This is a genomic window from Actinoplanes flavus (genome assembly GCF_017592555.1).
In the GTDB taxonomy this organism is placed as follows: Bacteria; Actinomycetota; Actinomycetes; order Mycobacteriales; family Micromonosporaceae; genus Actinoplanes; species Actinoplanes flavus.
This window is the reverse complement of sequence record NZ_JAGFNS010000039.1, coordinates 13,246-35,654: the sequence shown is the minus strand read 5'-3', so window position 1 is coordinate 35,654 and position 22,409 is coordinate 13,246. Positions and strand designations below refer to the sequence as shown.

The window sequence follows — 22,409 nt, the reverse complement described above, 5'->3', positions numbered from 1 at the left end:
GGTGCGTTACCTCGGAAGGAGCCGCGTGAGCGAAGGGAGCCTCCGCTCGCGACCGGAGTTCTGGCCGGTCACGATGCTGAGTATCGCGCTGATCGCGGTTCTCGCCGGTTGGTCTGGATATACATATATCGATCGAACGCGTAGCGATCCACCGTGCTCCGAACGCACCACGCTGCGGGTCGCCGCCGCGCCGAGCATCGCCCCACCGGTACGCGAGATCGCCTCCCGGCTGAGCGCCCGCGACGCCTGTCTGGATCTGGTGATCGAGGAGCGCGAGTCGGCGGAGGTGCTGCGTACGGTCGCGCGGACCGGCTCGGACGTCGCCGTCGCGGTCTCCGATGCCGCGTCGGCGAGCCCGGCCGGCGGAAAGCCGTCCGGCTCGCGTGCCAGCGCGGGCGCCGAGCCCGTGCCGGCGGTGGCCCAGGTCCCCGACGTGTGGCTGCCCGAGTCGACACTCTGGCTGCGCCGTGCCCGCGCGGTCGGCGCCTTCGGGGTGCCGGCCGAGGGCATCTCGGTGGCCACCACCCCGGTCGTGCTCGCCCTCGACGAGGGCACCGCGGCCCGGCTCGCCGGCAAGCGCGGCCTGACCTGGCAGCGCCTGATCGGCGCCGCGAAGCCGCCGGTCCCGGTCGCGCTGCCGGACCCGGCGACCAGCCCGCTCGGCTTCGGCGCCCTGGTCGGCATCCGGGACATCGCCAAGGGCCACGCGCCGTCCACCGCGGGCATCATGCGACGGCTCTCGCCGTACACCGTGTCCACCGCCGGCGAGGCCACCTCCGACCCGGTGGGCCCCGGCAAGGACGAGACCGCGGTGATCACCAGTGAGCAGCAGGTGCTGTTCGCGGCCGACGGCGGGAAGAAGCAGATCGCGATCTATCCGGGTACCGCGGTGCCCAGCCCCGACTACCCGTACGCGGTGATCACCACCGAGGACGAACCGCGCGACTACGCCGCCGAGCTGCTGCGCGCCCTTCTCGCCGACAACGGCGCCGACGTGGTCGCCGGGCACGGGCTGCGTACGCCGTCGGGTAGCGCTCCGGCCGGCATCGTGACCGCCACGAAGGTGCGCACCGCCGCCTACCCGCCCGCCCCGCTCCCTTCCGAGAGCCAGGCGGAGACACTGCTCAACGCGTGGGGCGGGGTGCACATCAGCGCCCGCATGCTGGCCGTCTTCGACATCTCCGGTTCGATGGCCGGGGTGGCTCCCGGCGCCACCGAGTCCCGGATGGACGCGACCATCAAGGCCGCACAGGACGGTGTGAAACTCCTGCTGCCCACCACCGAGCTGGGCGTCTGGGAGTACTCCACCGACCTGGACGGCAAGCGCGACTACCGCGAGGTGGTCCCGGTCGGCCCGATCGGCCCGCGCCGGGACGAGATCATCCGCAAGGTCGGCCGGATGGAGGCGGAACCGGACGGGAAGACCGGGCTCTACGACACGGCGCTGGCCGCCTACCGGGACGCCACCCGCAACTGGACGCCGGGCCGGATCAACATGGTGCTGATCCTGACCGATGGAACCGACGACAACGCCAGCGGCATCAGCCGCGCTGAACTGCTGCGTGAGCTCGGCGAACTCGTCGATCGCAAGCGTCCGCTGCCGATCCTGTTCATCGGCGTCGGCTCGGAGATCGACCCGGCCGAGCTCAACCAGATCGCCAAGGCCACCGGCGGTCAGGTCGCCCTCACCGCCAAGCCCTCGGGCATCCGTCAGATCTTCTACACTGCGCTGGCCGAATTCAGCTGCCTGCCCCCGGAGTGCCGCCGATGACCGCCACCCTCCGGGAGCGGAAGACTGCCGTGAACCCGACCGCGAACCCCACCGCTCCACCGACTCCCAGCCGCCACCTGCTCGCCTTCGGCGGTGCCGTGGTGCTCGTCGTCCTGGCGTTCCTCCAGCGTCCCGGGCGGATCACCTTCGACACCAAGCTGGACATGGCCGAGAACCCGATCGGCTTCATGGAGCGGGCCCTGCACCTGTGGAACCCCTGGTCCACCTCCGGCGAGCTCCAGCAGCAGGCGTACGGCTACCTGTTCCCGATGGGCCCGTTCTTCGCCGCCGGCGACCTTCTGGGCGTGCCCCCGTGGATCACCCAGCGGGTCTGGTGCGCGCTGCTGCTCTGCGCCGCCTACTTCGGCACCCTGCTGCTGGCCCGGGTGTTGCGGATCGGCAATGACGCCGGCCGGATCGTGGGCGCGCTCGCCTACGCCCTGGCGCCCCGGATGCTCACCGAGATCGGCCCGCTCTCCTCGGAGATGCTGCCGGTGGTCTTCCTGCCGTGGGTGATGCTGCCGCTGGTCGCCTGGCGCCGGATCGGCTCCGCCCGCCGGGCCGCCGCGCTCTCCGCCCTGGCCGTGCTCTTCATGGGCGGCATCAACGCGGCCGCCGTGGTGATGGCGCTGGTGCTGCCCGGTCTGTGGCTGATCACCCGGCGCTGGGACCGGCAACTGTTCGGGCTGGCCTTCTGGTGGGGCCTCTGCGTCCTCGGCACGACCCTGTGGTGGATCATCCCGCTGCTGCTCTTCGGCGAGTACAGCCTTCCGTTCCTGGACTTCATCGAGTCGTCCGGGACCACCACCGCGGTCACCTCGTTCTTCCAGGCGGCACGCGGCACCAACCAGTGGGTCGGCTACATCGTCCAGGGCGACCCGTGGTGGCCGGCCGGCTGGGTTCTGGTCGACAACCCGGCGCTGATGGCGGCGACCGCGCTGGTCGCCGCCCTGGGCCTGGCCGGTCTCGCGATGCGCGGCCTGCCCGAACGGCGCTTCCTGATCGTCGGCGCGCTGACCGGCCTGACCCTGCTGACCGTGGGCTACGTCGGCACTTTGGACAGTCCCTTCGCCCCGATGGTCCGCGAACTGCTGGACGGCCCGCTCGCCCCGCTGCGCAACGTGCACAAGTTCGAGCCGGTGCTGCGCCTGCCGATCGCTCTGGGCCTGGCCTATCTGGCCGGTAAGGCCTTCACCTGGCGGCGCCTGCGGCTGCGCGTGCCGGCGAGCCCGGTGATCGCGTTGCTGCTGGTGGTCGCGGCGGCCCCGGCCGGGATGACGCTCCTGCGCCCGGGACCGGGCTGGACCGAGATGCCGTCGCACTGGCGGGAGGCCGCGTCCTGGCTCGCCGACCAGGACGCGCAGGCGCGCACCCTGGTCGTCCCGGGCTCCGGGTTCGCCCAGCACACCTGGGGCCGGACGGTCGACGAGCCGATGCAGCCGCTGGCCGGCGCGCCCTGGTCCACCCGCAATCAGATCCCGCTCGGCTCGGAGGGCAACACCCGGGTGATGGACGCGGTCGAGGCGGTGCTCGAACAGGGCCGCGGCTCATCCGGCCTGGCCGCTTTCCTGGCCCGCTCCGGCTACCGGTACCTGCTGGTCCGGCACGACCTGGACCGGGCCGCCTCCGGGGCGCCGCCGATCGCGGTGGTGCGCCGGGCGATCGCCGGCTCACCCGGCCTGGAACTCGCCGCCGAGTTCGGCCCGCGGGTCGGCGCCGGCGGAGCCGACCCGAGCCCGGTCGACGCGGGCGTGTCGGTTCCGTCGATCGAGATCTACCAGGTCTCCGGCGCCGTCCCGCAGATCTCGGCCACCAGACTGACCGATGTGCCGGTGGTCAGCGGCGGCCCGGAGTCCCTGCTGGGCGCTCTGGAACAGGGGCTGATCAACGGCGAGCAACCGGCCGTGCTGGCCGGCGAGTCGGGCGGCGACCTGGGCCTGGCCGAGGGCGAGTCGACGGCGCGGCCGATCGTGACCGACGGCCTGCGCCGCCGGGAGCTCAACATCGGCCGGGTCCGCGACAACGTCAGCCAGACCCTGACCAGGTCGGAGAAGACCAGGCAGGGCCGGTTGCGCACCGACCTGATCCCGTTCAGCGGCAAGGGCCACCAGACCGTCGCCGAATATCAGGGCATCCGGTCGGTCGAGGCATCCAGCAGCATCGCCTTCGCCGACTCGATCGGCGCCACCGACCCGTCCGGCATGCCGTTCGCGGCGCTGGACGGCGACCCTGCGACGGCCTGGCGCTCCGACCCCCTCCAACCCGGCGCCGGGCAGTGGATCAACGTCGAGTTGGGCACCGCCAAACGGGTCACCGCTGTGACCGTCGACTTCTCCAGCGACCTGCGGAGCGCCACCCCGGTGGCGGTCGTCCGGCTCACCACCGACCAGGGCATCGTGGACCGGCTGGTGCCGGAGACCCCCGGCCCGCACACGCTCTCCACGCTGCCCGGGCTCACCACCGCCGTCCGTGTCACGGTGCTCGCCCTGCAGAGCGGGTACGAGGGCGCGATCGCCCTCCGCGAGCTCGGCATCCCCGGACTCGACGCGGAGCGGGGGCTGCGCGCCCCCGGCGACCTGAAGACCGCCGTCGTGCCGTCCTACGCGTTCGAGCGTGACGCGCAGCAGCGCGGCGTCTGCTTCCCGTCCTCGGCGGAGGCCACCACCATCCGGTGCGACCAGTTCCTCGCCCGCCAGGGTGAGGAGCCGCTCGGCCTGGACCGCTACTTCACCACCCCGGTGGACGCCACCTACGACCTGCGGTTCACCGCGCAGGCCCGGCCCGGCGCCACGGTTCCGCTCCAGCTGCCGGTGACCGCCTCCGCCTCGACGGTGCTCGGCGGGGACGTGGCGGCGGGCGCGCACGCGGCCGTCGACGGTGACCCGGCCACCGCCTGGCTGGCCGAGCCGACCGACGACGACTCCGTGTTCACCCTGAGCTGGACCGGTGCGCGCCGGATCGACCGGGTCCGGTTGACCGTCCCGGCGGCGCCGGCCGCGGCCCGTCCGACCCGGGTGTCCGTCCAGGCCGCGGGCAAGGTCACGATCGCCGAGGTCGGGGCGGACGGATGGGTGCGCTTCCCCGCGGTCACCACCGACCGCCTGGAGATCGGGCTCGGCGAGACCGAACGGGTGATCGCCGACCCCCGTGGGCAGGGCTGGGTGGCGCCGGCCGGCATCGCCGAGATCGAGGTGCCGGGACTGAACGGGCTGTTCCGCCCGGCGGCCGACGGCACCCCGCTGGCCGCCCCCTGTGGCGCCGGCCCACGCGTCGAGATCGGCGGCGTCGGCTATCCCACCTCGGTCTCCGGCACGCTCGGTGATGTCCGGGCCGGCCGGGCTCTCCCGGTGACCGTCTGTGATGCCTTCGCCGTCGAGTCGGTGCGGCTTCCGGCCGGCGACCAGCATCTGCGTACGGTCCCGTCGGCGGCGTTCGTGATCGACACGGCCGCGATCGTCCCGGACGGCGCCGCGGCCCGGGCTCCGGCGGTGGTCCACCGGGCCGTCACGGTCGACGCATGGGCGCCGACCGAGCGGACCGTCACGGTCGCCGCCGGCGAGGCGGCGCTGCTGGTGGTGCCGGAGAACCACAACGCCGGCTGGGCCGCCACCCTGAACGGGCAGACGCTGCGGCCGGTGCGTGTCGACGGCTGGCAGCAGGCGTTCGTGCTGCCGGCCGGCGAGAGCGGCACAGTGATCTTGCGCTTCACCCCGGACGAGCCGTACCGTACCGGGCTCGTGGCCGGCGCCGGATGCGTCCTGCTGGTCGTGATCCTGGCGTTGCTGCCGGTACGGCGCCGAGCCGTGCCGACCGGCCGTCCGCTCGCGCGGGTGTTCACCGCGGTCCCCGGTGGGGCCGGTTGGATGATCCTGCCGATGATGGTGCTGGCGGTGCTCCTCCTCGGCGCGGCGGGGGCGGCGTTCCTGCTGGCCGCGCTCATCGTGCGGCAGGTGCGGCCGGGCTACCTGCCCGGACTCGCCTTCGCGTGCGCCGCGGCGGGCATCGGGGTGGCCGTCTGCGGGCGGCTGCTGGGGCACGGCCAGGAGTGGGCGTACGGCGCCGTGGTGCAGCTGGCGATGCTGGCCGCCGCGTGCGCGGTCGCCGCGGCCGCGGTCCCGTCCTCAGGCCGCCCGGAGAAGGAGATCTCAGTGAACGACCAGCAGGTCTCCACGCATCGCGCCACCCTGGGCCGGTCGGTCCGTCTGTTCCGGACGTTCCTGGTCGAACAGTCCGACCCGGACCGGTTCTACTCGATGCTGGCCGAGGACTCGGTCCGCCAGCTCGGCGCCTACGCCGACCTGAACGGCGCCACGGTGCTGGACGTCGGCGGCGGCCCCGGCTACTTCAACGCCGAGTTCGAGCGGGCCGGGGCGGCGTACTTCGGCCTCGACCCGGCGGTCGGCGACTTCGCGGCGGCCGGCGCCAAGGTCAGCGGGATGGTCCGCGGCAGCGGCACCGCCCTGCCGATCCGTACCGGCTCCCTGGACGTCTGCTACTCGTCGAACGTGCTGGAGCACGTCGACGAGCCGGAGGCGATGCTCGACGAGATGGTCCGGGTGACCAGGCCGGGCGGCACCGTCTTCGTGTCCTTCACGCCGTGGTGGTCTCCGCACGGCGGTCACGAGACCGGACCGTTCCGGCACTGGTTCGGCGGTCACCGGGCCCGGCGCCGCTACCTGCGGGTGCACGGTCACGAGCCGAAGAACCGGTTCATGGAGACGCTTTTCCCGGTCAGCGCCGCACGGATGATGCGCTGGACCCGGGCCGCCCGCCGTGCCGGAGCCGTCACGGTGGTCGATGTGATCCCGAGGTATCACCCCTGGTGGGCCCAGTGGGTCGCCTCGGTGCCGGTGCTGCGGGAGTTCCTCACATGGAATTTCACCGTCGTGCTGCGGCGCGAGGGTGAGTCCGTTTCAACTGTCGTTCAGGAAGATGTGGCGGGGGTCTCGCTTCCTGATGTGACTCTCTAGTAACCTCCTGCAAGCTCGGCATACATCATTCCTGCCGCTATTCCGTTTCCACCTCGTGGAGGACATATGAAGTCCCGCGTCATCGGCACCGTGCTGTTCGGTTTCGGCGTCTTGGCGTTGGTGTTCGCCGGCGGCCTCGCCTTCGTCGTGGCACCGACCGTCAAGCAGCTGCCGTACGACATGGAGATGACCCAGTCGATCGCCGAGGCGCCGAACGCGACGTACATGCAGATCGCCGACGGCAAGGCCACCATCGAGACCGGCGACCTGCGTTCCACCGTCACCGTCCAGCCCGACTCGGACGAGACCGCCAAGCTCACCGGCGACCTGGACGGCACCGCCCTGGTGTGGGTGGCCGGCCAGCAGGTCGAGAACACCGAGGGCGAGCTGGTCAGCGCGTACAGCACCTCGCTCGCCGTGGACCGCAAGACCGGTGCGGCCGTGAAGTGGGACGGCCAGTGGCTGGACACCGGCGGTCAGCGTGAGGCCGTCGACTACAAGGGCCAGATCTACAAGTTCCCGTTCGGGACCGAGCAGAAGACGTACGACATCTTCGACCGGGACATCCTGAGCGCGAAGCCGGCCAAGTTCGTCAAGACCGAAGAGATCCAGGGCGTCGAGACCTACCAGTTCACCCAGACGCTGGAGAACGAGACGCAGGTCCTCCCGGAGGACCGGGTCAAGCTGCTGCTCGGCCAGTTCCTGCCGACCGCGACCACCGGCTCCGTGCAGTACGGCAACGTCCGTACCGTGTGGGTCGACCCGGTCACCGGCGCGTACATCAAGGTCCAGGAGCAGCAGAAGAAGACGCTGCTCGGCAACGACGGCAGCTCCAAGGTGCTGCTCGACGCGACCTTCGTCTACACCGACGCCACCGTCACCAAGTCCGCCGACACCGCCAAGGCGAACCAGTCCAAGCTCAACCTGGTGGGCGTCTGGGGCCCGATCGGCCTGGGCGTGCTCGGCCTCGTCCTGGCCGTGCTCGGCACCCTGCTGATGCTCCGTGGCTCGAAGACGGCCGCCGCCAACGGCGTCCCGGCCCAGTGGTCCGGCGCGCCGCGGCACGCCGCCAAGTCGGGCGACGAGGCCGGCGACGAGGCGGAGGCGACCGCGTCCGCCGAGAAGAGCTGACACCACCCGTACGACGAACGAGCCGTACCCCGGGCCGAAAGCCCGGCGTACGGCTCGTCCGCTTCTGTGGCGGCGGCCACTCACAACCGCTTCCCGGACGACTGTGACGTGCGGGTAATGCTGGATGCGCTTTCAAGTGACCAGGCGGAAACCGGGGATTTCTACTTTTGGGGCGAACCGAAAGGGGTGCCTCTGTGGCTGCCGATGTCACCAAGGTACGAACCGTGTGCGGGTATTGCGGCGTCGGCTGTGGGATGGTGCTCGACGTCGCGCGCCGGGACGACGGTCCGTTGCGGGTGATCAAGGCGAGCGGGGACCGGGACCACCCGGCCAACGCGGGCCGGCTGTGCACCAAGGGTTCGACCAGCGCCGACCTGCTCGCCGCGGGCGGCCGGCTGGACACCGCGCTGATCCGCGCCGACCGGGGCGCCGCGCCCGCGCCGGTGAGCGCCGACGCCGCGATCAGCGAGACCGCCCGCCGGCTGCGCGCGATCATCGACGAGCACGGGCCGGACGCCTTCGCCATGTACGTCTCCGGCCAGATGACCCTGGAGGCGCAGTACCTCGCGAACAAGCTGGTAAAGGGCTACATCGGGACCAACAACATCGAATCGAACTCGCGGCTGTGCATGGCCAGCGCGGGCACCGGCTACAAGCTGTCGCTGGGCGCGGACGGGCCGCCCGGGTCCTACGACGACCTGGATCACGCCGACGTCTTCCTGGTGATCGGCTCGAACATGGCCGACTGCCACCCGATCCTCTTCCTGCGGATGATGGAGCGGGTCAAGGCCGGGGCGAAGCTGATCGTCGTCGACCCGCGGCGCACCGCCACCGCCGAGAAGGCCGGCCTCTACCTGCGGATCCGGCCGGGCGCCGACCTGGCGCTGCTCAACGGCCTGCTGCACCTGATCACTCCGGACATGGACTTCGTCAGCGCGTACACCGAGGGCTGGGAGGCGATGCCCTCGTTCCTGGCCGACTACACCCCGGACCGGGTCGCCGAGCTGACCGGCATCCCGGAGGCCGACATCCGGACCGCCGCCGAGTGGATCGGCACGGCCGGGAACTGGGTCAGCCTCTGGACCATGGGCCTCAACCAGAGCACCCACGGCACCTGGAACACCAACGCGCTGGTCAACCTGCATCTGGCGACCGGCGCGATCTGCCGTACCGGCAGCGGCCCGTTCTCGCTCACCGGCCAGCCGAACGCGATGGGCGGCCGCGAGATGGGCTACATGGGCCCCGGGCTGCCGGGCCAGCGGTCGGTGCTGGTGCCCGCCGACCGTGAGTTCACCGAGAAGGTGTGGGGCGTGCCGGCCGGGACACTGCGTACCGAGGTCGGCCGGGGCACCGTCGACATGTTCGAGCAGATGGCGGCCGGGCGGATCAAGGCCTGCTGGGTGATCTGCACCAACCCGGTCGCCTCGGTCGGCAACCGGCGGACGGTCATCGCCGGCCTGGAGGCCGCCGAGCTGGTGATCACCCAGGACGCCTTCGCCGAGACCGAGACCAACGCGTACGCCGACATCGCCCTGCCCGCCGCCATGTGGTCCGAGGCGGACGGCATCATGATCAACTCCGAGCGCAACCTCACCCTGGTCCACCCGGTCGTCCCGGCGCCCGGCGAGGCCCTGCCCGACTGGCGGATCATCGCCCGCGTCGCGTGCGAGATGGGTTACGCGAGCGCCTTCACCTACGCGAGCGCCGAGGAGATCCTGGAGGAGATCAAAACCTTCAAGAACCCCCAGACCGGGTACGACCTGAGCGGCGTGACCTACGCGCGCCTCGGCGAGGGACCGGTCCAGTGGCCGGCGGCGCCCGGCGGCCCCACCCGCAACCCGATCCGCTACCGCACCGCCGACGGTGGCCTGCGGTTCGCCACGCCCGGCGGGAAAGCCGTCTTCCACGCCCGGCCGCACGTCGACCCGGCCGAGATGCCCGACGACGACTACCCGTTCGTGCTCAACACCGGCCGCCTCCAGCACCAGTGGCACACCATGACCAAGACCGGCAGGATCGCCAAACTGAACCGGCTCAACCCGGCGCCGTTCCTGGAGATCAACCCGGTGGACGCGGAGTGGTTCGCGATCGCGGCCGGCGACCTCGTCGAGATCGCCTCCCGGCGCGGCCGGGCCGTCCTGCCCGCCGTGATCACCGACCGGGTGCTGCCCGGCAGCTGCTTCGCCCCCATGCACTGGAACGACCTCTTCGGCGAATACGTCAGCGTCAACGCGGTGACCAGCGACGCCGTCGACCCGATCTCCTTCCAGCCGGAGCTGAAGGTGTGCGCGGTGTCCCTCACCCGGGTCGCCGCAGCCCCCGCCGCGCCGTCCCCCTCCGCGTCACCCGGTGCAGTGCCGGCATCCGCCGTGCCGTTCCCGCCCGGGTCACCCGGTGCCATGGCGGCGCCCGCACTCGCCGGTGCCGCCGCCGTGGGGCCGGCCGACCTCGGCGGAGGCCTGCCCGGGACGCTCGGGCAGACGCTCGGCATCGACACCGCGCCGCCGGAGCTCACCGAGGACCAGCGGCGTTACCTCGCCGGATTCCTGGCCGGGGCCACCAGCCGGCCCGGCCCGGCGGTGCTGCCCGCCGGCGCGCCGTTCGACCACGCCACCGCCATGTGGGTCAACGGATTGCTCGCCGGGGTGCTCTCACCCGTACCGTCGACGGGTGGGGAAAGGTCTCCCGCCGCGGAGCCGGCGGCGGACCGCCTCCAGGTGCTGTGGGCCTCGCAGACCGGCAACGCCGAGGACTTCGCCCGGACCGTCGCCGAACGCCTCGCCGGAACCGGCCGGCAGGTGACCGTCCTCGGCATGGACGGGCCCGCCGCCGACCTGCTCGACCCCGGAGCCGACCTGCTCGTCGTGACCAGCACCTTCGGCGACGGCGACGCGCCCGACAACGGGACCACGTTCTGGGACTCGCTCACCGGCGACGGCGCGCCCCGGCTGGACGGGCAACGGTACGCGGTCCTCGCCTTCGGCGACTCCAACTACGACGACTTCTGCGGGCACGGGCGGCGGCTCGACGAGCGGCTGGCCGAGCTGGGCGCGGTACGGCTGGCGCCCCGTGCCGACTGCGAACCCGACTTCGAGGAGACCGCCGACGGCTGGCTCGGCTCGGTCCTCGCCGCACTGACCACGCCCTCTCCCTCCTCGATGCGGCCGGCGCCGGCCGTGCGCACCGCTCAGGCCACGATCGCCATGACGGCCGCGGCCGCCGCGCCCGCCCCGGTTCTCGTGCCCGGCTCCGGGGGCCGGCCGGTCACCGGGCCGGTGGCGACCAAGGCCACGCCGCTCACCGCCGCGCTCGTCGGCAACCGGCTGCTCAGCCTCCCCGGGTCGGCCAAGGAGGTGCGACGGTTCACCTTCGACACCGGGGGACTGCTCGACTACCAGGCCGGGGACGCGCTCGGCGTGTGGCCGGTCAACTGCCCCGAACTCGTCGAGGAATGGCTCGCCGTCACCGGCCTCTCCGCCGATGCCCCGGTCGAGCTGGACCGGATCGGCACACGGCCGCTCGGCGAGGCCCTCAGCCGGCACCTCGACATCACCCGGGTCACCAACGACCTGATCCGCTTCGTCGCCGAACGCGGCGGCGCCGGCCATCTCAAGACCCTGCTGCGCCCCGACAACAAGGGCGAACTGGCGAAGTGGACCTGGGGCCGCCAAGCCGTCGACGTGCTCGCCGAACACCCGGTCGAGGCGGGCGCCCAGGAATGGGCCGGAGTCCTCAAGCGGCTGCAACCCCGGCACTACTCGATCAGCTCGACCCCGCTCACCGACCCCGGACTGGTCAGCCTCACCGTCTCCGTGGTCCGTTTCGACAACCATCGTGGCCGGTCCCGCAAGGGCGTCTGCTCCACCCACCTGGCCGACGCCCCCGCGGGCGCCGAGGTCGCGGTCTTCGCGCAGCGGGCGCCGCACTTCCGTCCGCCCACCGACCCGAACACTCCGATGATCATGGTCGGCCCGGGCACCGGCGTCGCCCCGTTCCTCGGCTTCCTCGAAGAGCGGCAGATCACCGGCGCGCCCGGCGGCAACTGGCTGTTCTTCGGCGAACAGCGCAGCAGCACCGACTTCTACTACGCCGCCGAACTGGACGAACTCCGCGCCGACGGCATCCTGAGCCGCCTCGACACGGCGTTCTCCCGCGACCAACGGGCCAAGGTGTACGTCCAGGACCGGATGCGCGAGAAGGGCGCCCAGCTGTGGGCGTGGCTCCAGGCAGGCGCCCACTTCTACGTCTGCGGCGACGCCAGCCGGATGGCCCGCGACGTCGACCGCGCGCTCCACGACATCGCCGTCCACCACGGCCGCCTCACCGAGGAGGCCGCCACCGCCTACGTGAAGCAGCTCGCCACCGACAAACGCTACGTCCGCGACGTCTACTGAAACGGCGCGATCGGGATGTGAGCGTCACGGGTGGAACACCCCGCCGGTGGGCACCTGTCCACCTGGACGCGATGGAATACGGGGCGGAATGTAGAGCGGGCTACGCGGTGGGTGGACGGGCTCGTCGCCAACCTGGGAACACGGGCCACATCGCTGGCCGCGGGCGCCGGCATCGTTCCGGCACCGAAACCTCCGCCGCGAGCCGGCCGGGCCCTCCCGGCCGGCTGTGAGAGCTGTTTCGCGGGCGTCGAGACAGCCCCTGGGGTCACCTCATGCGGGTGAGGGCGTCGCGGAGACGGGCCAGGTCGCGGCGGCGCTGTTCCATCGTGGTGGCGATGCCCACCAGCAGCAGGCCGCCGACGGCCAGCGGCACCCAGCGCGGCACCAGATCCCACACCAGGATCAGCTCGTGCAGGGCGACCAGCAGCAGGGTCCCGCCGCCGACGACCACCGGGGCCTGGAGACGGGCGCGGGCGCCGGCCAGCAGGATCAGCAGGGCGGCGACACCGAGCAGCAGCCGCCGCAGGTACTGCGGATCGTCGGCGTCGGCGGCCGCGATGACCGAGAGGGACGGCAGGATCGCGGCGCCCAGAGCCGAGCCGTAGGCGGTCCAGGAGGAGAGGCCGGACCGGTGGCGCCGGGCGAACCATCCCGCGATCAGGGCCAGGACCGCCGCCGGGAGGGTGTAGATCTCGACCGTCTCGACGTCCCGCGAGGACAGCAGCAGCCACCAGCCGAGCAGGGCCACCGAACCCGCCGCCAGGGCGTACCGGAACCGGGTCCGCCGGGTCTCGCCCGGCCGCATGGCGCGGACGGTGAGGGCCAGCGCCCAGAGCTTGCAGATCAGCGCGGCCCACCCCAGGCTCTCGGTGAGCGTGAGAGCGACCACGGCCGAGGCGTGCCCGACGACGAACGGCGCGATCGCCTCGGCCGGGCGGCGGGACGCCAGGACCGCCTCGAGCGCCACGGTCAGCGCCGCGGCGGCCAGCACGAACAGCGGTGGCCCGGCGGGTTCGAGATCGGCGGCGACCGCGATGGTGTACGCGACGACAGTCAGCGAGATCGTCCCCGCGGCCCAGCCGGTGAGCCGCTCGACCGGCCGCCGGCCACCCAGCCCGGCCGCTGTCGACGCGGCGGCCACCAGCGTGAACGCCGCGATCGTGGCCCCGTGACCGGCCAGGGACCCGGCCAGCCCGGCGGCCACGAGCACGCCGAACAGGATGGTGAGCAGGTCGCTCGCCATGTGCCGGACCGGGGCCGACGCCACCGCCAGCATCCCGGCCAGACCGGTGACCAGCGCGGCGATCGGCACGGCCGGCCAGACCGCACCGGCCGCCGCCAGGATCAGCGGCACCAGCAGCGCCACCAGCGGCGCCGCCGCCCAGACGGCCACCATGACCGGCGAGCCGCCGCCCACGGCCCACACCGCGCCGCCGGCGTCGCCGCCCGTGGAGCCCTCACGTGCGGGAGGGGCGTCCCCGCCCGTGGAGCCCTCACGTGTGGCAGGGGCGGAACCGGTTGCGGCGGGGGTGAGGCGGACCGGGGGCCGGAGGCGGGCCAGCAGGAAACCGGTGAGCGCGGCCGCGAGCGTGGCCCCCGCGAAGGCCGCGACCGAGGACCAGGCGACCGGCGACTGCCGCGGCGCGACGCCGGACCAGACGCCCCCGTCGAAGACGGTCCACGGCTCCAGAAGGACCACCGCGAGATCCGGGGCGATCAGGACGAGCAGCGCCCCGGCCGGAAGCAGCGCGGTGACGGCGCCCGCACCGGAGGAACGAACCGCCGGCAGCGGCAGCAGGGCGACGACGAGCAGGAGGCCGGCGGCCGCGTACAGGGCGGCGGGGTCGGTGCCGGGCAGCGACCAGAACGGGGCCGTGGCGGCGGCCAGCAGGGCGACCCCGACGGCGTTCGGGCCGTAGCCGGGCAGCCGCCGAGCCACCGCGTGGGCGGTCAGGCAGAGCAGCACCGCGACGGCGAGCGACACCCGGACCCGGGCGGTGACCGGTACGCCGCCCGCGTCCAGGGCCAGCCACACCGCCGGCGGGGCGGCGAGCAGACCGGCCGTGACGGCGCCGGCTCCCACGTCGGCCGAGCGGGGGGCGTTGCGCAGCGCCGCGGCCGTGCCCAGGCCGAGGAGGGCGATCGCGCCGCACACCGCGGCCTCGGCGCCGGCCTGGCCGAGGCCGGTGAGGATCGCGTGCAGGGCCGCGAAGACGCACACGCCGAGGCGGGGGACGGCGTCCTGGAGGGTTCGCGACCGGGCCGCGAGAACCAGCGCCACGGCGGCCACCGCCAGCCCGGCGACGGCGGCCGCCCACCAGGTCAGGCCGAACACCGGCGGCACCAGCAGGGCGGCCCCGAACAGGGCGGTGAGGGCCAGGTCGAGGTGGGTGCGGCGGGGGAGGAGCAGGGCGTACGCCACCGCGGTCAGCACGAGCGCCACGAGCAGGTCACGGCCCGGCCCGGTGACCGCGCGGTCCCACGGCGCGGCGAACACCGGCGTGGCCGCGGCCAGGCTGCGTACCGCCCCGCTCACGGCGCCGAGCAGCACCGTGACGGCCGCCGGGACGCCGGCGACGAGCGCGCCCACCCACGGGCCGCGGCCGGCGACGACCGGGAGCCGGGGCCTGAGTACCGCCGCGACGCCCGCGAGAAGCAGCGTGACGGCGGCCAGCCCGGTGACCGGCCAGTCGGCGCCGGGCCAGGACCACACCAGGGCGGTGGCGGCGACCCCGGCGGTGACCAGCGCCAGCCCGGCGGTGATCGCCTGGGCCAGGGGAACGCGGGCCAGGACCGCCCAGCCGAGGAGCGCCAGGGTGGGCAGGATCAGCACGGCCCCGGCCACGGCGACGTCGGCCGGGGCGTCCTGGACGATCAGGTGGGTGAGGGCGACGGTTCCGGCGACCACGGCGGCGAGCGATCCACAGAGGTACGCCAGCACGCCGACCACGTCGATGGCGAACCGGGACGGCCGGATCCGCAGCACGGCGACGTCGAGGACGAGGACGCCGGTGAACGCCAGCGACCATCCGGCGAGGTCGGCCTCGACCGCCGCGGCGAGCAGCGGGAGGACCGGCTGGGCGAGCAGCAGCGCGGCGATCCGGGGCCCGCGCAGGTGGGTCGGCCGTGAGTAGCCGAGCGACACGAGGGCGGTCACGGCGAGGACCGCGGCGGCGTACCCGGTGGGTTGAAGATCGCGCACCCGGAGGAAGTCGACCGCCCAGGCCGCGTAGCCGTCGAGAAGCATCATGAGCAGGCCGACGGCCGCGAGCGTCTCGGCGGCGGCCGTGAGGCCGCGCCGGACCGCGAACGGGGGCACCGCCAGGATCGCCGCGGTGGCCCCGGCGAGCAGCAGGGCGCGCCCGGTGACGCCGACCTGCGCCCAGGCGACCGCCGTGAAGACGGCCGCCGCGACGACCAGCAGCAGGCCGCCGAGGACGAAGAGCACGTTCTGCACGGTGAGCGTGCTCAGCCGCGGCTCGGCGGGTGGCGGCGTGAACGGGGGCGGCGACGGCGTGAACGAGGGCGCCGGTGTCACCACCGGAGCCCGCCGGGCGACCACCCGGGCGGCGAGGACGGCCCGGCGGCTGCGGGCGTCCTGAATCCGCCGGTCAAGGTCGGCGACCAGGGTGCGGGCCGCCTGGAATTCGCGCTGAAGGCCGTCGAGTTCGCCGTCGATCCGGATCACCTCGGCGGCGTCCGGATCGGGGCCGGCGCCACAGGCGGGGCATCCACCGTCGAGCGAGGCGGGAGCGCCGCAGTGCGGACACGGATAGGTGGTGGTCACGGCGCATCCCGGTTCTTCTGGAGTGGGAACGACAGCTTCGCGCATCGATGCAAGTCCGGGAACGCGGGGCCCGCCGGAGCAGGCGCGAACGGGTGGTCACCCGGTAGGCGCTTACCTGGAAGTTTGCGCTCGGATACCGTCGGTGACGACCCCGGCGGCGGGCGCTTTTCAAGATCAAAATCCTTTCATCGTACGGGCGAGCGGCGCCGAAGCCGTGCGCCGGATGAACCCCGCCCCCATCACGCCGGTAGTAGAGGACGAGAACCGTCCCATCACCGAGGAGGCCCGCGTGAGCGCCGCCGACCTGATCCTGATGGCCGACCGGATCCACACCATGGCCGGATCCACGGCGCCGACCGCGATCGCCATCGCCGGCGGCGTCATCGTCGCGCTCGGCGACCGTGCCGACGTGCGTGACTGGCGCGGCCCCGGCACCGAGATCATCGACCTGGGCCCGGCCACCATCACCCCCGGCCTGGTCGACGGGCACTTCCACCCGGTCATGGGCATCGGCCTCACCCGGGGCGTGGACCTGTCGGGCGCCCGTACCCTCGAAGGTTTGAAAGCGGCGCTGAAAGCCGCCGCCGTGACGCCCGGCGGATGGATCGAAGGTTGGGGCCTCGACCCGAACGCCTTCGACGGCGCGCCGATCACACACGCCCCACTGGTCGAGGCCGCCGGACCCGACGTGCCCGTGTTCCTGCTGCTCTTCGACGGGCACTCGGCGCTGGTCAGCCCGCGCGCCCTGGAACTGGCCGGAATCACCGGGCCGCGGGACTTCCCGTCCGGGGCCGGCGTGGTCTGCGGCGCCGACGGCCGGCCCACCGGCCACCTGCTCGAATTCGACGCGTACCACCTGGTCCGCCGGCTCCTGCCGGCCGACGAACCGGCCGCCCGCCGGAAACGGCTGCGCGACCTGCTCGACCGGATGGCCGCCACCGGGCTGACCGCGGCCGACGCCATGGACTTCGAGGAAGACTCCCTGGAACTCTTCCGGGCCCTGGAGGACGAAGGCGACCTGCCGGTGCGCTGGCGGTGCGCGCCGTTCGTGATGCCCGGCGCCGGCGCCGACGGGCTCGACGACGTGATCGCCCGCCAGCGCCTGACCGGGCGCCGCTGGCGCGTCGAAGGCGCCAAATTCATGATCGACGGCACCGTCGACGGCGGCACCGCCTGGCTCGACGAACCCGACACCCACGGCGAATCCACCGCCTGCCTCTGGCCCGACCCCGCCGAGTACGCCGCGGCCGCCCACCGGCTCGCCGGCCACGGCGTCCCGATCGTCACCCACGCCATCGGCGACGCCGGAATCCGGTACGTGCTGGACACCTACGCCGGCCTGCCGCGAACCCGGGCGCCGCACCGCATCGAACACCTGGAGACCATGCCGTCCGAGCTGATCGGACGGTTCGCCGAACTCGACGTGACCGCCGGCATGCAGCCCACCCACTGCACCCACTACACGCGCGCCGACCACAGCGACAACTGGTCCACCCGGCTCGGCAAACGCCGTGCCGACCGTGCCTTCCGTGCCCGCGACCTGCGCGACCGGGGCGCCCGCCTGACCCTCGGCTCGGACTGGCCGATCGCCCCGTTCGACCCGCGGGCCATCATCGCGGCGGCCCGGCTGCGGCGGCCGGCTGGACACGCCGACATCGAACCGGTCCTGCCGGAACAGGCGCTCACCGCCGAGATGGCCCTGGAGGGCTACACCACCGAGGCGGCCGCGGCGGCCGGCCGGTCCGGGCGACTGGTCCCCGGCCAGCGGGCCGACCTCACGGTCTTCGGACTGGACCCGCTCACCGCCGACCCGGACGAATTCGCCGAGTCCCCGATCCCCCTGACCATCGTCGACGGGACGGTAGCCCACCGCTCACAGTAGACAGCCCCTGGCGGCAACGGTTGCGCCCCTTCCCCGCCGCCCGCGGCTGCGGCTGCGGCTCCTTCCGCCCGCTCGGCCGTTCACCCGCCGATCTTGGACGATTGACTACCGCTTCCGGTGGCGAATCATTCAAGATCGCGCGGTCTGACATGCGGGACGCGCGGCGCTCTCTTGACGGCGAGGGATCCCTTTAAGTTGCCTTGGTCGAGGTCGAGGTCGAGGTCGAGGTCGAGGTCGAGGTCGAGGTCGAGGTCGAGGTCGAGGTCGAGGTCGAGGTCGGTCCCCGGGGTCGGTCCTGGGGTCGAGGTCGTGGCCGTGGCCGGGGGCGAGGTCGAGGTCGAGGCGCCGTTCCGCGATCGGGCCGGGTCCGGGGTCGAGGCTCCTCTCGCGCCAATCGTCCGTCGATCTTGGACGATTCACCACCGCTCTCGGTGGCGAATCGTTCAAGATCGCATGCTTTGGCATGCGGGACGCGGAGGAGCTTTGTGTGACCGATAAAGATTTCTGAATCTCTTCTGCGGTTGAGGTCGCGGCTGCGGCCTTTCCCACGCCAATTGCCCGTCGATCTTGGACGATTTGCTACCGCGTTCGGTGGCGGAATCCTCAAGATTGCGCGGTCTGAACGTGGGACGCGCGACGCTTTCCTTTACCGCGAAGAACCTTGAATCGGTTTGCGGTCAGGGTTGCGGCGGATGGTGCTACCCGTACCAATCGACAGGTCGATCTTGGACGAATCGCTACCGTTCTCGGTGGCAATGGGTCCAAGATCGCGCGGCTCGGTGGGGTGCGGGAACGTGCAGCATCTACCCGGGCCGCGGAAAGGTTCCCTACGTGCCGCAGCCCTCCTCGACTCCGCCGGTCAACATTCCCGGGCTGGACGTTTCCCGGGCTGGACGTTTCCCGCACTGGGCATTCCCGCGCTGGGGCTTCCCGTGCTGAGCCTTCCCGCGCCGGGGCTTTTCCTATCCCGGGGCTTCCCGTGCTGGGTCCTTCTCGGTGTCGGGCCTTCTTCTTGTTCCGGGTACTTGCTGGCCGTTCGGTGCTTGCGATGGTCGATGGCTGCTGGTCTCCGGTCGACGGAAGGCGCGCGTCGAGAGGTGGATTGGTCGGTATCGGACCGGCCATTCGATGGTGGGTCGGAGTTGTTGGTGAGGGTGGCGGTCGGCGGGTTTCCGGGTTTGCCGTTCGGTGCTTGGGGTTGTCTGTGGTGTGTGGGTGGTGGGAGTTGTGTGCGGGGGTGGCGGTCGGCTGGTTTCTGAATTGGCCGCGCGGTGATTGCCGTCGTCAGTGGTGTGCGGTGGCTGAGAGTTGTCTGCCGAGGGAGTTGTCTGCCGAGGGCAGTTGTCTGTCGAGGGGAGTTCGCCTGGTGCTGGGCTTGGATGCTCGGTGCTTTCGGGGGCGTTGGTGATCTGCGGTCGGCGAAAGTCGAGCGGCGACGTGAGGGGTAGAGGAAAATTCATGGAATGGGGGTATTGAAGAAGTTCTCAACAGTTATGGCGTTTTCCGTGGGTCTCGGCCTGTCGGTCGCTACCGTCCCGGCCGTCCCGGCTGTGGCGGGGCCGGCCGTCGGGATGGGCTCGGATCTCGAGGAATCGCTGCTCACCGAGGAGGACCTGCCGAGGGGGTACGTCGCCCAGGATCTGCCGGACGCCGACGAGTTGTTCCGGGAGGTGCTTGCGGGCTACGACGTGGACCAGGATCTCTGCTCCGTCCCGGCCGCCGCGTCGATCGCCGAGATGCCGGACCAGGGGCCGAACGCCGAGCCGGCGAAGCTGCGGGACCAGACCAAGCTGCGAGAGCCGGCGGGGGTTCGGGACCAGGCCGAGCTGCGGGATCCGGCGGGGGTTCGGGACCAGGCCGAGCTGCGGGATCCGGCGGGGGTTCGGGACCAGGCCGAGCTGCGGGAACCGGCGGACCTGCGGGAGCCGGCGACGGTTCGGGAGCCGGTCGAGGTTCGGGAGCCGGGGAAGGAGCAGGGCGAGAGTGCCGCCGCTGTGTTCGTCAACGAGGAGAAGGGCCTGTTCGCTCTGGAGCTTCTGGCCGACACGGGGCCGGAGATCGCCGCTGACATGGTCGACGACACGATCGAGGTGCTCGAGAACTGCCCGAGGATCGAGCAGGAGGGCGTCGAGCTCACCATGACGCCGCTCAAATGGAACCCGCGTCTCGGTGACGACTCCGCCGGCGTCTCCATGGTTCTCGAGGTCACCGACGCCGATTTCGAGATGACCCTGTACGGCAAGCTGGTGATCGTCGCGCAGGACGACCTGTCCATGACCGTGGGCCTGATCGGTTTGGAGGAACCGCGCGAGCGGGAGCTCAAGAAGGTCGCGAGGGCGGCCGTACACAAGATCGAGGACATGGAGCCGGACGGTCCCTCCATCGAGGACCGTATCGCTGCGGATCGAAACCTCTGACAACGCGCTGGAACTGTTGACCAGTGGTGGGCGCTTCCGGGCCGAGCGGCTCGGGGGCGCTCATCCTTCTCCCGGCCCGGTGCTTCGTGTCCTGGAGGGTCGGCGGCGGTAGATCACGTCTTCGGTGAGTTCGTCGAAGGTGCCCAGATTGCGCAGTGTGCCGGTGGACGGGCCGACCAGGGTGATCGCGGCACCGTCGCGGAAGACCAGGTCGAGGCCGTGTTCCTCCTCCCAGTCGCAGTCGCAGGCCACCCGCACGTAGACCCGGCGGTCGGCGTGCGGATCACGGACGACCACGGGTTCGGTCCCGAGTGTCACGTAGTCGAGGACCTGATCGGGGCCGGGGACGTCGGCATACAGCTCGTCCTCCTCGCCGCAGGCGCGGACCTCCTCGATGATGTCGCGGTAGTACTCGAAGATCGCGGGGGCGGCCGCGGTCAGCGCGCTGCTGTCGAGGGCCAGGAACGTGCGGATCGCGGCGTGAAAGTCGAGGCCGCCGTCATAGCCCTCGACCGCGATCCGGCACAGCGCGCCACCCAGCACCGGCACCGGCACGGGGGCACTGCGAAACCAGCCCAGGTGCTCGTCGTGCACGACGGGGCCGAGCCCGGGGATCTCCATCGCGACCACCATAGCGCGCGAAATTGATCGCCCAGCATGAATCACTCTGCGTAGCCGGTCAGCGTGAGCATCGATCGGAGGACGGTTCGTGCTTCGTCGAGAACATTTTCCAGGCGTGGCACACATGGTCGCTGAGCTGCGGTGACATCGGGGCTGGAGAGGTCCTGCGGGAGGGGTCCGCGAAGTTTGCGTTGAACCGTCCGGCCGCCGGATCCCGTATGGCCCCCCAACCGATGACATCGACGTCCAACGACGAGGAGTGATTATGAGGGCGCGCTCGTACCGACGGAACCCGGACAGTCGGCGGAAGACGATCGGCGCGGTGGTGGTCGCGGGAGTGTTGGTGGTCAGCGGGGTGACCGGTGTGCAACTGGCTTCGGCCGGCACCGAGACGAAGGCCGCCGATCTGGTGAGTGTCGACGGTCAGCAGTTCGACGTCTCGCAATGTACGGAACTTCAGGTCAACGCGGGCAGCGTGATCTGCGACGGTGAGGAACTGGCCCCGGTGCAGGCGCAGGCCCCCGGGGAGGCGGCCGCCGCTTCGGCCGTCGCACTCGAGGCGGCGTGTGACACCTTCGCCGCGGATGTGGCCGCGGCCGCCGGTGAAGCCGGTGCGGAGGAGGCCGCCGAGGCTGCCGAGGACCCGGCCGCCGCGAAGGCGGAGAACCGCGCGCTCGCCAAGAAGTACCTCAAGGTGCTCAGGGCCGCTGGAAAGGCCGGAAAGGGCGGAAAGGCCGGAAAGGCGGGCAACGCCGGGAAGGGTAACGCCGGGAAGGGCAACGCCGAGGAGGGTGCCGCTCAGGAGGGTGCCGCTGAGGAAGGCGCCGCTGAGGAAGGTGCCGCCGGTGCTCAGGACGCCGCCGCGGTAGCCGTGGCCTCCGCTCAGCAGGCCCTGCTCCAGTCCTGCCTGGCCCTCGCCGACGCCAAGGCGGTCGCCGGCGCCGGCGGCGGCGCTGCCGATGAGGGTGCCGCTGAGGAAGGTGCCGCTGAGGGAGGTGCCGCTGAGGGAGGTGCCGCTGAGGAGGGTGCTACTGAGGAGGGTGCCGCCGACGACGGTGCCGCTGACGCCGGCGCTGCCGATGAGGGCGCCGCTGAGCAGGGTGCCGCCGGCGAAGCGGCCACCACGACCCGGGGCCGCTGACCCTCCGAGAGCCGTGACGGTGGCCCGGGCGAAAAGGGCGGCGCCCAGGCCACCGTCACGCGAGCTCCCGGGAAGAACGGCCCGCGATCGGAAAGATCAGCCCGCGAGTCACCGTGATGGGGAGGCCGCGTCGGGCCGCGTCGCGTCGGGCCGCGTCGCGTCGGGTCGCGTCGGGTCGGGTCGCGTCGGGTCGGGTCGCGTCGGCCCGGGCCGGGCCGCGGCCCGGCGCCGGCAGCCGGTCGCGAGCCCGAGTGGGCAGGTAAGCCCGGCGGTCGCGGCACAACCTGGACCCGCA

General features: G+C 72.3%; 9 protein-coding genes. 6 read left to right on the top strand and 3 right to left on the bottom strand.

The genetic code is table 11. From position 1 onward, the window contains the following. The first annotated feature begins 25 nt into the window (after positions 1 to 25). From J5X75_RS38670 to J5X75_RS38655, 4 genes are all read left to right on the top strand, one after another. Entirely contained in the window at positions 26 to 1,771 is a 1,746-nt protein-coding gene (locus tag J5X75_RS38670) for a substrate-binding domain-containing protein (protein ID WP_208472683.1), read from the top strand. Continuing rightward, positions 1,768 to 6,741, top strand: coding sequence for an alpha-(1->3)-arabinofuranosyltransferase domain-containing protein (locus J5X75_RS38665; RefSeq protein WP_208472682.1), 4,974 nt, complete (start codon positions 1,768 to 1,770; stop codon positions 6,739 to 6,741). The genes J5X75_RS38670 and J5X75_RS38665 overlap by 4 nt, the downstream gene beginning before the upstream one ends. A 66-nt stretch (positions 6,742 to 6,807) precedes the next feature. Then, positions 6,808 to 7,872: a cell envelope lipid trafficking protein PgfA gene (gene pgfA / locus J5X75_RS38660; protein WP_208472681.1), complete on the top strand. Its 1,065-nt coding sequence runs from the start codon at positions 6,808 to 6,810 to the stop codon at positions 7,870 to 7,872. 194 nt (positions 7,873 to 8,066) lie between these two features. Then, entirely contained in the window at positions 8,067 to 12,266 is a 4,200-nt protein-coding gene (locus tag J5X75_RS38655) for a bifunctional nitrate reductase/sulfite reductase flavoprotein subunit alpha (RefSeq protein ID WP_307798546.1), read from the top strand. Between the two features lie 265 nt (positions 12,267 to 12,531). Here the strand turns inward: J5X75_RS38655 and J5X75_RS38650 are convergent, their stop codons facing one another. Next, entirely contained in the window at positions 12,532 to 16,053 is a 3,522-nt protein-coding gene (locus J5X75_RS38650; RefSeq protein ID WP_208472680.1) for an SCO7613 C-terminal domain-containing membrane protein, read from the bottom strand. A 289-nt stretch (positions 16,054 to 16,342) separates the two neighbouring features. On the opposite strand from J5X75_RS38650, the gene J5X75_RS38645 reads away from it, so the two are divergent. Beyond that, on the top strand, positions 16,343 to 17,935 hold the full coding sequence (locus J5X75_RS38645) for an amidohydrolase (RefSeq protein ID WP_307798545.1): 1,593 nt from the start codon (positions 16,343 to 16,345) through the stop codon (positions 17,933 to 17,935). Between the two features lie 1,463 nt (positions 17,936 to 19,398). Further along, entirely contained in the window at positions 19,399 to 20,352 is a 954-nt protein-coding gene (locus tag J5X75_RS38640) for a hypothetical protein (protein WP_208472678.1), read from the top strand. Positions 20,353 to 20,412: 60 nt separating this feature from the next. Here the strand turns inward: J5X75_RS38640 and J5X75_RS38635 are convergent, their stop codons facing one another. Beyond that, positions 20,413 to 20,973: a DUF6985 domain-containing protein gene (locus J5X75_RS38635; protein WP_208472677.1), complete on the bottom strand. Its 561-nt coding sequence runs from the start codon at positions 20,971 to 20,973 to the stop codon at positions 20,413 to 20,415. Positions 20,974 to 21,031: 58 nt separating this feature from the next. Then, on the bottom strand, positions 21,032 to 22,054 hold the full coding sequence (locus J5X75_RS46500) for a pentapeptide repeat-containing protein (protein WP_372451024.1): 1,023 nt from the start codon (positions 22,052 to 22,054) through the stop codon (positions 21,032 to 21,034). Between the last annotated feature and the right edge of the window lie 355 nt (positions 22,055 to 22,409).

What these genes read in the sequence shown, in the direction of transcription:
- J5X75_RS38665 (WP_208472682.1), top strand. Translation starts at nt 1,768, where the DNA reads ATGACCGCCACCCTCCGGGAGCGGAAGACTGCCGTGAACCCGACCGCG.
- pgfA (WP_208472681.1), top strand. Translation starts at nt 6,808, where the DNA reads ATGAAGTCCCGCGTCATCGGCACCGTGCTGTTCGGTTTCGGCGTCTTG.
- J5X75_RS38640 (WP_208472678.1), top strand. Translation starts at nt 19,399, where the DNA reads ATGGGGGTATTGAAGAAGTTCTCAACAGTTATGGCGTTTTCCGTGGGT.
- J5X75_RS38635 (WP_208472677.1), bottom strand. Translation starts at nt 20,973, where the DNA reads ATGGAGATCCCCGGGCTCGGCCCCGTCGTGCACGACGAGCACCTGGGC.